Below are 17,547 nucleotides of genomic sequence, written 5' to 3'. Positions count from 1 at the left end.
ATGCTATTTGCTGACGTTCAGTTTTTTTGCGGCTTCCCGGGCTGAAAATTCAGGACTGTATGCGCATTGTGCGGTACAGATACCGGTGGCATAATTGCCCTCTCGGTCTACGTAATATTGGGTTTCTACAACGTGCGTTCCTTTGCTCATACGGTCAAAATAGTAGGAAGTTACATTGTCTTGAGGACTGCAATAGTAGCTCCAATGATATCCGCTGATTTGTCCGACTGGCTCCAAGCAGGCGGCTCGCTTGTCCTGCACTTGCACGAAGTCATAGTCGCGATCGGCCTTGATGGTGATGCGTACCGTGATTTTGTCGCCCACTTGAAGTCTTGTGGCATTTTTCTTGCCGTTGGCAGATAGGATTTCGCGACGAACTGTCAGTCCTGACGATGCAGACTTTACTTCTGTATTTTCCTGCCAGAACTGTGCATAGAGTGCCCCCCAAGAAGTGCCTTCGCTCGTCTTTTCGGCCGTAAATGTAGCGTTGTTGCCGGCAAAAGCAGAGGTCTTGACATAGCCCAGTCCAGCTGTGGCCTGTGGCAACGCCAGCGGTTGACCGTCGATTTTGAGCGTGGTCTGTGCTCCGGAGGTGAACTTATCCTTATCCACTTTGCTGCGTTCATCGGTTAAGAATGCAAAGACAGCATCTGTGGCATTGATTGGCGTGTTCCAGCCGGTGGTGCGTTTCTCTTGCAACAGCCATCGAAGCATTTCTTCGATGGTCTTGCTATCGTTCGGCTTAATGAGTTTCATAGCCTCTATGGCTGCCACCTGCGTGGGTATTTTGTGGTCTGCCCAACTATATTGTGCACGTGGGGTGTCAAAGTACCGACCCATTGCTTCGGTGTAAACGGAATACTCGTTGATACTTTGCAAGTATTCCCCAGCGCGTTGTTTTCTGCCATATTGAGCAAGAATGACGGCTGATCCTGCTTTTCCGTAGATGGTGAGTTGGGTTGGCATCTTCTCCAACACTCCCACAAGATACGTCATGGTCTTGGTCTCTTTGCGATTAGCCAATGCGTTGCAATACAGATAATTGCAGGCCAATTCGCTGGGTATGAGATTCTTTTCTCCTTTTTTCTCCTGTTTTTTAAGTTCGATTACTTCTTCAGCAATGCGACGGTCGAGATATTCAAAGGCATTGTCGAGAATTGCCGATGTAGCTTGAACAGTGCCCATCATGGTGTTGAGACGGGTCAAAATCTTGGTCACGGCTATGGTTACATAGGCACTTCCATGCATACCCGGCCACCAACTGAATGACCCGTCAGCGTTTTGCAAGCTCCGGAGCTTTTGGATAAAATTATCCGTCCTGTAACCGATAGTTGATTCGTCGAGGAAGTTGACAAGCTGATGCTTCTGGTCGGTTTCCTTTTCGGCAGCGGCCAGCCAAGGTGTTTCAGAGAGTACCATCGTCTTGAGGCTTTCGTTTTTCTCAAGATTGCTCATCATAGAGGTCTCCTTGCCTTGCTCCTGTTGCCATAGCTTAATAGTCTGCTTAATTTTCGGCACAGACTTAACAATGCCGTATCCGATGCTGTTGGCATAGATGGCAGCGGCTAACGAAATGGCATCCTTTTCGTAAGGATTGGCTACCGATGGCAGGGCCTGTATCATGAGCCATACCGGATTGTTGGTATATTCTACGGTAAGCTTGTTTTGCGCACTGTTGGTTGGGAACAGTTTGCTCAGGTCTATGGTTTTAACGCCGGGACCGTTCTGTGTGAAAGGCACGGTGGTAGTGACGTATTCACGATTGGGCAGCAAAGGTAAGTAATGCTGCTCGCCATCACTATATCCGTCACCTTCTGCCGTGATGCGTGCAATATAAAGTTCCGCACCCTTGCCGAGATCGGCGAGTTTGTTACCATCCACATTAAAGTCCACATGACCGGTCTTGCCTTTTTCTATGGCGTAGGGTTTGCTCCATTCGCAGACAACGACTTCTGTTTCCGGATTAATAATTTGCAAACGTGCTGTTCCGGTTATGTTTTTGTCGGAGGTATTCACGATACGGCTGCTGATATTGGCCTTGTCTCCCATACGAATAAAGCGTGGAAGATTGGGCTGCACCATCACCGTTTTCTTGGCAACGACGTCGGCGCTGATCATGCCGTAGTCGACTTGCTCGTTGTGGGCAAGTCCCATGAAATGCCAAGTGGTTACACTTTCGGGTAAGGTAAACTTAATCTTGACATTGCCTTGTGAGTCAGCGAGGAGTGCGGGGAAGAAGAAGGCGGTCTCATTAAAGTTCACACGCAATTGCACAGGTCCATTTTGGCCATTCTTACCGTATTGCTGATCAGTGACTTCAGTATTCTCGCTTTTCTTCATCTCCGATGTCTGGTCATAACTTCCGTCCATCTCCGCATTGTCAACGGTAGTGTCTGCCAACATCTCCGCTTCTTGCGCCATAGCTACTTTGGCCAGTGATTTTGTACCCCGTATTCTGACATTGGCAGAACTTAGTTTCCCCAATGGCTGTGCCCGGGTATATAAGTTGATTAATGGCGAAGCAAACTCAAACATGGTTTTGTCGAAATGGCTGAATTTCAGCGGATGCTCGGCAAGGCTCTTGAAATTTTGGAAGCCGTAAAGCCCTAATGCTTCGTTGCTGCCGCCGTACCATCTTACGTAGGGGAGTTCAAGGTTAAAGTTCACCGTGAAGTCCCAATGATGCATGATAATATCATCCAAACTCTTGTCATACATGGTGGCAAGAAGCTGCGACCTTGACGGTTTTCCGTCCGGTCCGAGTATCTGCAAAGTCCATTCCTCTTTCTGGCCGGGGGTAAGCTTGTTGCGGAAAGTCTTCCAAGACAGTGTCAGTTCTTTTTTGGGTACAGGTCGTTCCAGCATGAAATTGTGAGTGTACAGTCGTCCTTGCTTCACCCACGCGATGTTCACAGTGATGCCATCGCCGTAGGCTTCTTGATAAGTCAGCTTTTCGGTCATCACACTGTTGCTCAAAACTTTCCTGCCTTGACTTAATATCTTGTCGCCAGTGAATACGGAATAATAGATATTCACATCTTCGTCGGAGCTACCCAGTTGTATATAGACCGGTTTGCCATCGTCGCTAAACCGGTTGTCGGATATATAAAACCAATCGTGAGTTTCCACGGCCGGTCTCTTGTCGTTGTAGGAGAAGATGATGAAGTCGTGCGTTACAGTATCATTTTCGCAGATGCCCACAATTCGGTGTTTGCCCGACGCGAGCTTCCGGTCGATGGTAATCTGCTGATTAGCCTTTGCTGTTTTCCATGCATTGTCGTCAATTTGGTAACGGATGGTGCCTGAAATATTTTGTCCTGCAATATTCTTCCGGGTGAAAGTGAAGGTCTTCAGACTGTTTCTGAGCGATTTCTCCGGTAAGTTACAAAGGAGTATTGCTGACTTGTTGCTCAGTGGGAGCGAGAATGAACCTTCGTGGGTCTCGCCGGCTCCATCGGTAACTTTGGCGTTTACCACTACATTATAATATAAGGGCATACCCGGCTCTATGTCGTCGGGGAACAGCATGGGCATCTTGGCCGTGAATGTTCCGTCGTCTGCGGTGATGGTGCTGTCGGTGATGAGAATGGGCGACGATTCGTCAATTCTCCAATGCCACCAGATGCTCCGATGACGCTCGACGGTATATTCCACTTTGGCTCCCTGCACTGGAACGCCTGCATAGCTTTCTACTCTGCCTTGCACTTTCACGGTGTCGCCGGGCGTATATTTCTCGTTGTAGGCGTCAAACCTTACTTGGAACGTTGGGCGTTTGTACTGCTCCACATTCAAGGATGTTCCGCCATACAAGCGTTCCCCCTTTGCATAGATGCTAAATCTTCCGGTAAGGCCGTTTTGAGGTAATGCGAATGTGGTCGCAGCCGTACCATAATCATCGGTCATCACATCCTTCGTGATAACCTCCTTGCCATTGGCATCGTGCAGAGAAAACGTGATTTTCCGACTGCCGATGGCTTTGGAGCGCAGCGTCTTGCTATTGGTTTCATAGGCGATGGCCGTGACATGGACCTGCTGACCAGGTCTGTAAATAGAGCGGTCGGTATATACATTCAGAATCTGCTGCACGGAGTTACCGTCCCAATGTGAATAGTAGCCGTTCATGTCGAAGTTGCCACAAGCATGGTCTTCGTTGGTATAGGCATATATTTGGTACGGAGTTCTATCATCGCAGCGATGGATAACCTCCCCGTATTTATCGCTGGTAAGGTTTATCTTCTTTGCTTTTTCATAACGATCTCCCCATTTTATGCTCAAAACGATATGTGCACCGGGTACCGGTTTGCCGGTGGTCGCATTCACCACAACGAAGCGTATGCGCTTGCCGGGTTGTCCTTCGTGCATCACGTAGAGGTTGCTCACGCGGAGCAGCGCTCGTTGCGGGGCAATGTCCTTGTTGTCGGTCGTGGCCTCCATGAGATACACGCCTATGGGTAGTCCTTTCAGCGTGATGGAGTCGGAGTTTTCTTTCCATGCCGGCTGACCGATATATTTCCTTGTGACGCTTTGCACAGTGCCGGGCAAAATGAGTTTTTGAAGTTTGGCGTAGTCTTCCTTTCTATCGGGATTCAGTTCGGTGTTACCCTTAACATTGAGCCTGTATAGGCTGACGTTCAACTCGTTGATATTGCGGACGGAGTTGATGCGCACTTCGCGTTCCATGTTGGGCAGCAGCATATAGTCGCCGATGTTGATGTTGAACGAGGGCTGCTCCAAGTCTCTCTGGGCATTGCGCAGAATGTTCATCCGTGCCCACGCCCCCCATCGGCTCAGGGCATAGTTGATGTAGTTGACACGATCTTCCGCCGTGACATCAACGCATTCGGACATATTTTGGTAGTACTCGATAGCCAATTCGCCAGCTTCCCTGAGATCACCGTAGGCTTTGATCAGTGAGTCTACGGACTGGAGGTATTTTGACTTGCTTCTTCTCGTGGCATCCATCCGGTGGTTTTGCCGCAGCTCGTACAGTGCCGTGATGCATTCCGCGGCCCGATTCCCGTGCTTAGCGTAATAGTTGCGTAGGGTTGCGTAGGCCTCAGCCTCAAAGCCAATGACGTGTAGCAGGTCGTCGTAGAAGATTTTGCTATCGATGCTACTGATGACAGCTGGCTCGTATTCTGTGCTTTTGTGCTCAGCCAGCAGAGCAGGTTTTTCCATCGATTGGGCAAACCACGCCTTGCTCTTGGCTTGAGCATCATCGTTGTCTTGTGCTTGATACACCTTGCCCAGAGCCGAGGCGTAGACCGCACGAAGCACATCGTCCTTGGCTGTCAGAGCCTTGTGCTCAAGTTGTCTGGTTACTGTCTCTAACGAATCCGGTGAAATCTGGGTTTGTACAGCCGCGTATCGGAGCTGCGCCTTGAGCAACTGCCCATATGTCTTTTCCTTTTCGGCTTTGCTGATAATGCTTTTCAGACATTCTATTTGTGTTTTGGGGAGGTCTTTGGCCTCTGCTTCGGCCACCTTTTTCCACAACGACGTGAAGCTGTCGGCAAACATTGGAACAGTCATAACCAGTAGCATAAGTAGGTTTATGATTTTTTTCATCTTGTTTTCTTATTGTATATGAGTATTGCAAATTTACATAAAAATCGTGATATATAAGCCGATCGAAATAAAAATCCGGAAATAAATTCCCAAAAGCTTTTTCCTTTTGGTGTAAAAAGGAGTCAGGGCTCTAAAGATTTCTTGTTCTGAATGTGTGCTCGTGCCAAATAGGTATGACCAACCTTGGATCATCTTTTTTATGGTTCATCCGACATTTCGAGTGATACGTCAGTCATGTAGTGCATATTCTTCATTCTTCACTTTATAAAATATTATTACCGTTTCCGGCCATTTCCTTTCGTCTCATCTGGACAGAAATGCGCCATGTTTTTGCGGATAACTTTGTTCTTGAAGAACATCAGAAACACAAGACCTATGCGGTTACAGCCTTGTGGCACCGCGATTTGAGCTTATTGATTGCACAACCGAGCTTTTGTCGCATCGTGATTAGAGTTTAACCGCAGTGGCATTTGATATCTAATCGTAGACGACAAAAATCGTATAGTAAAATCATATTAATTAAAATCCTGATTGTCAAACCTCTACAAATTCTCTCAAATTTTTCGAATTTCAAACCAATGGATTCTTATTTTTAAATTCGCGAAATATAGAGAGATGTTTGTCAGAAAAAATATCAGCATCTGTTGTCTCAGGATTCATCCCGGACAACTGTTGATGAGAACAAAACTGCATGGATGAACGATGATTCATTTTAGTTGATGTAATAGGACACTGGAGGCATCCTCGTCAGGAATAATCTTGCATCTCGTGTTAAATAAGAGTTATCACTCTAAATGTCGGATGAACCTTTTTTATTGCATTTAAGTTGTTAAAAATTTGGTCATACTATAGAAAAATTATATATTTGCAGTTGATAATAACAAAAAATAACCATTTATTGATAAGCCTATTGACTGACATTTACTTAATCAACAATAATTAAGAAAATGAAGAATCTTGCAAAAATGTCCGACGAGGAGTTGGCATTATGCTATATGGATGGTAACAATCGTGCATTCGATCTGTTATTATCACGTAATCAGACGAAACTATTTTCATATATTTTATTCGTAGTCCGAGACCAGGATAAGGCCAATGACTTGTTTCAGGAGACATTCGTGAAAATCATAGTCAAGTTGCAGGGACACAAATATGCACCGATCGGCAAGTTCAGTGCGTGGTGTATGCGTATTGCCCACAATGTGATCATGGACTGGTATCGTGAGCAAAAAGCTGAGCGGATAGTCGAACCTACTGAGGACAACGATCTTTCCAATATAAGCAACGACAGTCTGCTGGACTCGAATATCGAAAACCGATTTACCAGCGACCAGGTGCTCAGTGATGTCAAGAAGATGATGAACCATTTGCCCGCTGCCCAGCGCGAAGTGGTGTTCATGCGATTCTATCAAGTCATGTCATTTAAGGAAATTGCAGCAACGACCAATGTTAGCATCAACACTGCATTGGGTCGTATGCGGTATGCCCTACTGAACATGCGCAAGATGGCTCGTGAAAACAACATGCAACTGCAAATTGATTAGTCCAGCTGACTGACGCCATTCTTGGTTTACAAATCAAATACCATCTAACACAACGCCTTGCATTTCTTGGAGATGCAAGGCGTTGTGTAATCTTGACGTGACGTTGCTGCCAAGAAACGCTGACATTTACAAGGAAACCATCCAAAACAGGCTTTCTTGTACTTGGAAAAGTCTTCCTGTTTCGAATGGTTACCTTGTTCTTGAGACGTTACCGGTTATGGTCGGTTGTGTTTTTTGGCAGACGCCGATCCAAATTCAAGATGACATGCGTCGATGGTGAATGCAAAGTTGAGATCGTCTACGTCTACGGTGTTCAGTCCAAGATAATAGAGCCTGTAGTCCTTACCGTCTGAACCCTTGATTACTGCCTGAACATCAGCTGTGCCGTTGTTGCAGTTGGTGACATAGACGGTTATCTTGGCTCCGTTCATGGCTGCCAGCCAAGTTGCCCAATCACTTGGCGGCGTACTGGATCTTACCGCCGCATAACCGTTGCCCCATCCGTAATTGTCCGATCGCAATACTCCATATTCTGTGGCATTGTCGTGGGTACGCAATACTACAACAAAGTTGTTCCAGTTTTTGGCCATGCTGCTGTAATTGGTGAAGTTCACCGCGCGCGTCTTGCCTGCCGGAACGAAAATATTATCCGTATGGGCTGACCACCATGCACCACTGTTGTCTGTTGGTCCGAGAACTCCCGGGGTAGCCTCTACGGTCGTCACCTCGGATTCTGAAACCGTGATATTGACAGAGGCTTCCTTGCCGTTCTTGGTAGTGATTGTCATGCGATGTACACCCGCGGTGGCAGGGATGGGCGAGAACTTAAGTTTGGCATTGTTCATGACGCTTGTGCTACCATCGGCATAAGTGGCCGTGACCTCCAAGCCGGCGGGATCGAATGCCAGTGTGCGATCAGTAAGATCGTTGGTAGCAGCTGTCTTGCAGAAGTAGTAGTGAGTAAGGAAAGGTGACTGGGTGACGGCAATGGCAGAGATTTTGTCCACCACGTTGAAGTCGGCATGACTCACGACCGGCTTAGCAGCATTCTCGCCCTTGAAGGTCTTGTTGTAAATGGCCACCAATGTTTTCTTGCCAATGTTTTCCATGTCAGGAATGGCAGAGAAATAGAGTTCTGCCGCGGGAACGGTTTTGGTTACTTCTTCCTCGAAGGTAACAAGTGCTGACACGTTGGCCATGGCAGAGTCGAGCGGTGTACCACGATCTACCTCGTCGGGCACATTCTGCAACTCCATGGATATGGGAGCCTTGTCCATGGCTGATGTGGTTCCACCAATGGGGACAATGTTGGTTTGCATAAAATCGATATATGAACCATCCACACAAATGAAACAACGAATATTGTTGTTGTCTGCGTTGGTATTGAGATTGGGCAGTTTGTAGGGTTGTGTGTAGGTCTTGGTTGCTACACCGTTGGTTATTTTGATGAGAAAAGTGTCAGGCTTGGAACGGTCTACTGTGAGCGTGATCTTGCCGCCAAGTTTCTGCACGTTAGCATCAGTGTTGCTCTTGTCGGGCGACAGCAGTAGGGTGCTGTTGGTATATTTGAAGAAGAGGTGGTTGCCCCACTGCGAGTTATATTTTGCAGAGTCGCCGGTAGCATCAAATCTGTAAGCTCCATATTCCACATATCCGGCTTCGCCACGTGCAGCGTCACTGCAGACGATAAGGGCGAAATTCTTGTAGTACGTGTTGTCTCCGGGATTGATGTTGAGGTTGAATACTGCGTTCCATTTTTCCCCATCAGGGACAACATAATACTTGGAGAATGCCTGCCAGAATCCAGAGGAGAAGTCGGTTGCACCAAAGGTGTAGACGTCTTCCTGCATGCCCACCAGGGGTTCTTCCTCACCCGTGCTCTTGGCACTTTCTATCGAATCTATCTTCTGGGAAATCCAGTCGGGGGCGTTCACATCGTATAAGTCGCCTCCCTCACAGCCTGTCATAGACCATAGCCCAATGAGGGCAGTACAGCAGGCGATTGCTATTCTATTTAGATGTCTCATATTCTTGATATAAATAATTTTTGGCTCCCCATGATCATTGCAGCGTGTTCACGGGGAGTAATTTTTGTATTTCTATTTGTTCAAATTCACCACGGGACGGACTTTCCACCCATTCTGTCTGAAGTATTCAGCATTGTCAGTTCCCTCGTTGGCCGAATTGCCTTTGAGGTTGGGATTCTTGTTGGTAAGTGTCTGGACGATAGGCAGGAACTCATGTCCTGGCAAGTAGGTGTCGTAAGAACTCTTCAGCTGTGGATCGATGCCGACATCAGTATACTTCACTGGCTCTTTGGCCTTGTAGAGCGAGCGTCGGAATGTGCCATGCTCCTTGAGCTGCTGCAGACGATCAGCACTGTAGAAGAATCCCCAGCGTATGAGGTCAAAGCCTCGACCAAACTCGCATCCGAATTCCTTGGGCCGCTCCACATTGGCTATCTGTTCGAAGAGCTTGTCGGCCGTAGGGAAATCGGACAGCTTTAAGTTAGCCAAGCCGGCACGCGTGCGCACTTCGTTAATCCAATTGATAGCTTGCTGTGTGGGGCCGTTCACCTCATTCTCACATTCGGCAGCAAGAAGTAGCACGTCGGCATAGCGCATCATGCGCAGATTGATGCCATCGTGAAGTCCGGTCACGACTTTGTCATAAATGCCGGTGCGGAAATTGGTGTATTTGGCAATGGGCAAGCCTCCGTTGATGTTGTTCGTCACCACGGTATCCGTTGCAGTCAAGGGCCTGGTAAAGGCCACATTGCCATATTCGAATCCCTCCCAGTCAGCCTCGTATGTACCGATGGTCCAATAGAGACGTGGGTCGAGCTTCCCAGTCGTGGTGCGCTCTTGTTTAAAAAGGTGGTAGAGCCAGGGCGACGCGGAGATGTCGGCCCAGCCTCCAAATTCTCCAGGGGCGAAGTTGCTCTCGATGGCAGAACCTTGTGTAGCATTAGGACTTGTGTTGACTGGTGTCCACTCGTCGTCGGTGCCCTGAGATCCATAGTCGAGGAATTGCACCTCGAACAGGCTTTCGGCATTATTCTCAAACTCTGGTCCTTGGCGGAAGTTGTCACCATAGTTGGCGACAAGTTTATAAGTGCCATATTTTTTGTTGATAATATCCTTAAGAACAGACAGAGCCTCGGCATACTTGTGGCGTTGCATCAGCGTACGTGCGTAGTAGCCGGCTGCAGATCCATTCGTGGCACGTCCACCGGCCCACTCGCCTCCTTCATCGCGCGAGGGTAGAAGAGTCATAGCCTCCGTTAGGTCTCTTTCTACCTGGTCGAGTATCTCGTCATACGTGCTGTTGGTACCATAGAGTCCATCAAGTGTTGAATAACTGGCATAGTCTGTAATGAGCGGAGGATTTTGATAATATCCGGCGAGATTATAATAGGCGAGTGCCCGAAAGAACAGAACTTGACCCTTGATGCGGCGCATTTGTTCGGAGAGCTGGGTGTTGTCCTCGTCACAACGAGATATGGCGAAGTTGCACACATTGATGGTATAATACCACTCGCGCCATGGCCACCACGTGATGTCGCTGGTAGCCGAGGCATTTAGGTCGTCGAAGGGCAAATACCAGACTTGGGAGGAGTTCCAGGCTTCGTCCCCACGGCAGACATCGATAGTATAGCCTACACGGGCATACGAGCCTTCCATGCGAATATGGTTGTAGGCTGCTATGACGCTTTCCTCCAAATCATCGGCATTGAAGCCGAAGGTTCCTGTAGTCTGCTGGTTGGGGTTGACCAGCTCCAGCTTATCGTTGCAAGAGGTGAATGTGGCAAGCCCCAGGAAAAGGGCAAGGAAAAAATGATATAGTTTCATATTGAAATGATTCATGTTAAGTAATTAGGTGCAGGGTTAGAACGTGAAGTGCAGGCCACACATGAAGCTGCGTGTGCTGGGGAATGAACAGAAGTTATATCCTGGAGTGAAAGTTCCTCCGGCATAATCTACATTATACCCATGGTATCCTGTAAAGGTGTAAATGTTTTGGCCTGATACGTAGGCACGCACATTTGTTACAAGTCCGCCAAACCATTTGTCAGGGAAGTTGTAGCCCAGTTCCAGATTGGCGATTTTCCAATATGCAGCATTCTGTATCTTACGCGAGCTGAATAGGTCGTTCCATGGTAATGTTGCATTGTTTGTGGCATACGTGCGCGGCACACTGGAAAGATAAGTAAGTCCATCCTCTGAATACCTGTTGGCATCGAGCATGGCGACATCCCTGTTTCCCCATCCGTATGCAGAGTTCAGACTGTTGTAGATATCGTCGGACACATGGAAGTTGAGTGCGCCGTAGGTGGCAATACTCATATCGAATCCTTTATACTCCAAGTGTGCGTTGATGCCAAAGTTCACCTTGGGAAGGCCACTTCCGAGGACGACTTGGTCGTGCTCGTCGATCTTTCCGTCAGGAACTCCGTCTATGCCGCTCACATCCTTATACAGGCAGTCGCCAATATTGGCTCCTTGCTGGGTGGCGTGGTTGTCCAAGTCGTCCTGTGTTCGGGCTATTCCTTCGAACTCCCATCCATAGAACTGTCCAATCTCCTGTCCTACGTATGTGGCATATGCACCTGTGATGAAAGAAGTTGTGCCGAAGCCCAGGGATGTCACTTTGTTTTTCAGGGTGCTGAGGTTGGCACTGATCTCGTATTTCAGAGCATGGTCGCGATTGCGATAGAGTGCAGAAAATTCAAAGCCACTGTTGTCCATTGATGCTGCGTTCATGGTGACGCTTGTGTTGGACACACCAGCTTGTTCCGGAACGGGAACTCCATAGAGCAAGTCTTCGGAGCGGTTTTTATACCATTCGGCAGTAAACTCGAGACGATTGCTGAACATGGCTACATCAATACCAATATTGGTAGTTTTCTTCTTTTCCCAAGCAATATTTGTATTTACGAAAGTCGAAACCGCAGAACCGGTAACGGGGGAGTTGTTGAAGCTGTAGGTCATGTTGTTGCGAATCATTGTGGCCTGGTACTGGTATTCACCAATATTCTCGTTTCCAAGCACACCGTAGCTTCCGCGCAACTTGAACATGCTGACAATGTCATGGCTGATGGGGAAGAAGCTCTCCTTGTCGAAGCGCCATCCCAGTGAGACGGAAGGAAAGGTTCCCCAGCGTATGTCCTTGGAGAGACGAGAGCTTCCGTCTCGGCGAACGATGGCTGATAGGAGATATTTTTCGTCGTAGTTGTAGTTGACACGGGCTATGTATGAAGCCAGTGCATGCTTGTATTCGTAAGATTCTGCGTATGTATTGGCTGCGTTCTGGATCTGGAGGAAGTAAGGCTCGGGGAAGTTAATACCCCGTCCGGAAAGAATGCTGGTGTTTTCTTCCTCATAGGTCTGCCCAGCAACGAAGTTGATGTGGTGCTTGCCGATCTTACCATCGTATGTCAGCGTGTTCTCAATCAATGCGTCAGAATAGCTTCGTGCGCCTTTCGTGAGGCGTTCGTTAGTTTTATCAAGATAAACGCGGTTACTCTGTGCCCATGCCGAAATCCATGTGTGGTCTTTGGCGTGGGTTTTACTGTATGAGAGATTGAGATTGTAATGAAGGCTGTGGTCTTTGGTATTCAGCCCAGTCATTTTAAAAAGGTCTACGTCGGCTGAGGCACTACCCACGAAACGATCTACCAAGGTGTTACGTACCAAGAGGTTGTTGACCAGAAGTGGATTTGATGCCGAAATGTCACCATGGATATTATCATAATATACTCCATAACCGTATGCGTCATATCTATAGTTATTGGCCAAGCCCACTCGATCATCAAGCACCCATGTGGAGCGGTCGTAAGCCTTGATGGTGGGTTGCATCAGCAAAGTGCCACGCAAGACATTGGTCACGTCGCCGTAAAGCCCCTGAACATATTCAGAAGCGTTGGAAAGTCCCATGTTGTCTTGATCCGAGTGAGAATACACGAGACTGGTGCGGAATTTGATGAACTTGGTGTCCATCGTATTGTTTACACGTGCTGTATAGCGTTTATAGTTGGGGCCGGCACCCTCCAACGTGCCTCTTTGGTCGAAATAGTCAAGAGCGACATTATAAGTATTGTGTGCTCCGCCACCACTGAGGTTTACATTGTGATTCTGACGGATTCCGGTCTTAAAAACTTCATTGAACCAGTCAGTATTGGTGTCGTCCATGAAACGATAGTTACCCGTGCTGGCATCCTTGCTGTAGCCTCCGGGCAGGGGCGTACCTGAATTGGCAGTTGCCTGCCCAATATACTGGCTATATTGATCAGCATTCATAACATCGTAGACGCCACTGGAAACATTGTCTATACCCACATAGCCGGAATAGTCTACCTTTAATGGTTGCTCCTTCATACCACTTTTGGTGGTGATGATAATGACGCCATTGGCAGCACGCGATCCGTAGATGGCACCAGCGGCAGCATCCTTCAGCACTTGAATGGTAGCAATATCATTGGGCGAGAAATCACGTATGGTGGTTCCCATTGGAACACCGTCGATAACATACAAGGGTGCAGTGCTGCCAAATGAGCCAATACCACGGATGCGCACGGAGGGGTCGGCACCTGGCTGCCCGTCGGTGGTAATCTGTACACCAGGCACTTTACCCTCAAGCATGGTAGAAATATTAGAATTTGAAGTCTTTTTTAATTCATCTGCATTCACGACAGAGACCGAACCGGTCAGATCGGCTTTCTTTTGCGTACCATAGCCAACGACCACAACTTGCTCGAGGATATTATCATCGGCAGTAAGTTGGATTTGTTCGATAATGGCTCGGCCCCGCACGGCTATTTCACGGTCGGTAAATCCTACATAACTCACCACGAGTGTTGCATTGGAGGGAACTTCTAATTGGAAATTACCATCAAGGTCTGTCACCGAACCTCCTTTGGAGTCTTTCACCTTGACCGTTGCTCCTACGAGGGGCAGTCCGTCTTGGTCAACAACTTGGCCTTTGACCGTGATGGTCTGTGCTTGTGCTATGGAGGCCATGGCTGGCATCGGGCACATGGAAGCCCCGCCCATGATACCCAGACATAGCATCACAGTGAATAGTTGTTTTCTCATTTTACTTGTTTTTAGGTTATTATAATTCAGATACATTCTTATGAGTTATTAGTGATCTGTTTGACTGCTTAGGTATGCAGTTTTGATTTGATTTAATGCATGCAAATTTAAAGAAGCCAACTCTACACGAGGTGGACAAAACGTTTTATTAGGTGGATAAAACGTAAAGATGTGTGTTTACTTGGCCATGTAGGCAGACGGCGAAACGCCGTACAGCTTGGTAAAACACCGCGTGAAATACTTGGGATCATTGAAACCCACGCTGAATGCTATTTCGGTTATATTTCTTCCGCCTGGATTCTTCGTGATGAGCTTGCGTGCAACGTCAAGTCTGTAGTTTCGGATAAACTGATTGGTGGATAGTCCAACGGCAGCATTAACTTTTTTGCTGAGCACGGCTCTGCTTATGCCCATGGCCTCACAAAGCTCTGTCACTCCAAAATCTGCGTCAGTGTAGTTGCGCTCAGTAATTTCCATTAACCGATCCACGAATGGTTTTTGGGAGTGGTCGACAGTACGCTTATCAGCTTCTAAGCTTTTCTCTTGGCTCTCTTGATATTTCTTGTGATTGCCCAAGATGGACTCTATTCGCTTTTGTAGCAACTGTGGAGTGTCGCTCTCGTTCAGTGCCTTCTTGATAGGCATCAGAATGAGTTCGCGTTCATATCGCTTCATGCTTTCCATACGACGGCGGTATAACCATTGTATAACATATACAGCCGCAAGAAGGCACAAAAGTATAAACCACCAACTTTTCCAGAAATATGGCGAAACTTGTACATGGAGCGCAATTATTTGCGGTTTTCCATTGCCAACAGCTGGATTGTATCTGACCTCCAACAGATATTTGCCAGCGGGCAATGAGGTGTAGTGAGCGGAATGTAAGCCAGACTGAAGTGTTATCCAGTCTTCATTATATCCTTTTAGTCGATAACTGTAGCTTCCTTGGTGAGCCCCCATATAACTCAGCGTGGCAAAGTCGATATCGAGCGATTTATCACTCTCATGAAGTGATATTCGCTCAGCGCAACTGATATCTTTTTCGAGATATTTGCTCCCTGTTCTTACATCCTGGTTGTTGACTTTGACGTGCGTGAAGGTCAGCTTTCCAGGTACTTCGGCTTTCTTGTGGCGACTGTTGATAGCCGTCAGTCCCTTTTCCGATCCCAAAAGAATCCATCCCCCAGGGCCAGCCAGAGCCCCGTTCCAATAAAACTGTGAACATACAAGCCCATCCTCCTCACTGTAATTGGCAAAGGTTTCCCGCTTGGGGTTCATCTGTGAGAGACCGTTTGCCGTGGCAATCCACAGCGTACCGTCGGGTGCTTCGGCAATACCTTTGATGCAGTTGCTGGGCAATCCGTCATTTGCCGTATATACTTTAAAGGTTTCATGCCCTTTCCCATCAAGCTGGCGACGATATAAACCATAAACATTGCTGCCCAACCATAGGGTGCCATCTTGGGTTTGGCAGAAGCAACTGATTTTCTCTATAATCCCACTTTCCGGTTTATCCAGCTTGGTCGTCACCCACTTTGCGCGAAATTGCTTTTTAGCGCGGTTTTTCAACGACACCCTAACCACACCTGCGATACAGCCCATCCATAGCACGCCGTCACGGTCTATGATGGAACCTATACAGCCCCTTATCTCTCTGTTGCCGGGAAACGGGTCGGATATTGTTTTGTCCTTAATGTCATAATAGAATATTCCATCGTTACTCCCAATCCACAGTGCATCGTTATATGGGTCATAGGCCAAGGCTCCTATAAAGCGTAACGCTTCGGCATAGGGTCTGTCCACGTGCAGGGGACGCGGCCCAGACCTGCCGTTCATGTTCATTACGTTGACACCTCCGGCCCACGTTCCGATCCACAGATTGCCATGTGTGTCTGCAGTGAGTGCAGACACAGAGTTGTGGCTCAATGATGAGTTGGAGGTGGTGTAATGGGTAAAATGCCCAGTCCCCCATGCAGTACGGTTCAGCCCTCCCTCCACAGTACCCACCCAAACGGTGGCATTGGGCTCGATATACATGGCATTTACAGCATTGGGTGATATGGAATTGATATCGGTGCTGTGTAAGTAGTTAATAATGTCAAGATGGCGGGGTGACAATGCCGTTATGCCACCCGCTTCGGTTCCAACCCAAACCAATCCATTTTTACTCAAGATGCAGTTGACAAAATTGTTGCCAAGGGGAGTGGTGGGTGAACTGGTGTTCCAGTGCTCAAAGCCATGACCGTCATAGATATCAACCCCGGCAAGCGTACCCACCAGCAATTTCCCGTCAGGGGCTATGGAGAGGCAGCTTATAAACTCATGGCTTATGGAGCGTGGATCTGCAGAATGATGAAATTCCTTGATTTCCCGACCACAGAGCATGAGTCCCTGATTCGTGCCGAGCCAAATTTTTTGTCCTTGGCGTAGAATGGCTGTTATGTAGGTGTTTTTCGGAATGGCAACGTGAGACGGGGAAGCTTGCTCTTTGAGTTTGGCTATACCCCTGACTGCTCCATTCGGAACAACATACCTGTGCAAGGTGCCACCAAATGCTATCCAGACTCCGATGCCATCTATATATTCGATGGCAACGTCAGGGGTGCTCGGAATACAGTTGGCCTGTAGAATGCCACAAATTGATCCCTGTTCGTCGAACGAGAGCATATAAATATGTGCTGTGGTGATGATCCAGATATGTTGATGCCCGTCGTTGTACGTTCTGATGCAGTTTTCAGCAAGAATACCCTTTAGTTTATGGTTGATCACTTCCGACGTGCAGGGTGGTATACAACTACTCATCAGTCGCAAATCGAGTACGTCGGTGTATTCCTCAAAGGCCACCCACAGCCGTCGGAAATCGTCCTCGCAGATATTTCGGCACGAATTACTTTTCAGAGGATAATCAGAGTGCCCAATACCGTAATAGGAATACGCATAACCATCATATCTGACAAGACCTCCTCCTTGACTTGCTATCCATACAAAGCCGTTGCTGTCTTGGTAAATGTCGTCTATGAAATTATTGGGCATACCATTTCGTATCGTCAGATATGTTGCATTATATCGGTCTGTAAATGATGCGAGAACGTTTACCGGACAAGTCAACAATGCTACCGTCAAAAATACAAATATATACCTCATTTGAAAGATGATGTGTAAATGCTTTAGGATCGTGCTTGGTACACCTTTACAAAGATAAAGAAAAAAAGGAGGTTTACATCGGAAATTGTATTAAAAATGAGATTGTCCGACTATGGCGACTGTTCCTGTATCAATGCAAATTGGCTTTCAACTATCAATTTTTTGGTTCATCCGACATATGGAGTGATAACCCTTAT

6 protein-coding genes are annotated in these 17,547 nt (G+C 47.5%); 1 reads left to right on the top strand and 5 read right to left on the bottom strand.

Annotated elements, in window-relative coordinates; genetic code table 11:
- Positions 1–3: 3 nt before the first annotated feature.
- The gene (locus tag HMPREF0645_RS07095) at positions 4–5,568 is read right to left on the bottom strand and encodes an alpha-2-macroglobulin family protein (protein ID WP_007174254.1); all 5,565 of its coding nucleotides are present in this window, start codon (positions 5,566–5,568) and stop codon (positions 4–6) included.
- A 947-nt stretch (positions 5,569–6,515) separates the two neighbouring features.
- Between HMPREF0645_RS07095 and HMPREF0645_RS07090 the strand changes: the two genes are divergently transcribed.
- A complete protein-coding gene (locus HMPREF0645_RS07090) occupies positions 6,516–7,112 on the top strand; it encodes an RNA polymerase sigma factor (RefSeq protein WP_007174251.1) in 597 nt (198 codons plus the stop codon).
- Positions 7,113–7,327: 215 nt separating this feature from the next.
- On the opposite strand, the gene HMPREF0645_RS07085 is transcribed toward HMPREF0645_RS07090, so the two are convergent.
- The 4 genes from HMPREF0645_RS07085 to HMPREF0645_RS07070 form a co-directional block, all read right to left on the bottom strand.
- Complete coding sequence (locus HMPREF0645_RS07085) at positions 7,328–9,139, bottom strand: hypothetical protein (RefSeq protein ID WP_044123362.1); 1,812 nt, start codon at positions 9,137–9,139, stop codon at positions 7,328–7,330.
- Between the two features lie 72 nt (positions 9,140–9,211).
- Complete coding sequence (locus HMPREF0645_RS07080; RefSeq protein WP_044123361.1) at positions 9,212–10,963, bottom strand: RagB/SusD family nutrient uptake outer membrane protein; 1,752 nt, start codon at positions 10,961–10,963, stop codon at positions 9,212–9,214.
- A 36-nt stretch (positions 10,964–10,999) separates the two neighbouring features.
- Positions 11,000–14,206, bottom strand: a complete 3,207-nt coding sequence (locus HMPREF0645_RS07075) for a SusC/RagA family TonB-linked outer membrane protein (protein WP_044123360.1) — start codon at positions 14,204–14,206, stop codon at positions 11,000–11,002.
- A gap of 177 nt (positions 14,207–14,383) precedes the next feature.
- Complete coding sequence (locus HMPREF0645_RS07070) at positions 14,384–17,239, bottom strand: ligand-binding sensor domain-containing protein (RefSeq protein WP_007174247.1); 2,856 nt, start codon at positions 17,237–17,239, stop codon at positions 14,384–14,386.
- Between the last annotated feature and the right edge of the window lie 308 nt (positions 17,240–17,547).

The organism is Hallella bergensis DSM 17361 (assembly GCF_000160535.1).
In the GTDB taxonomy this organism is placed as follows: domain Bacteria; phylum Bacteroidota; class Bacteroidia; order Bacteroidales; family Bacteroidaceae; genus Prevotella; species Prevotella bergensis.
This window is presented reverse-complemented; position numbering and strand designations above follow the sequence as displayed.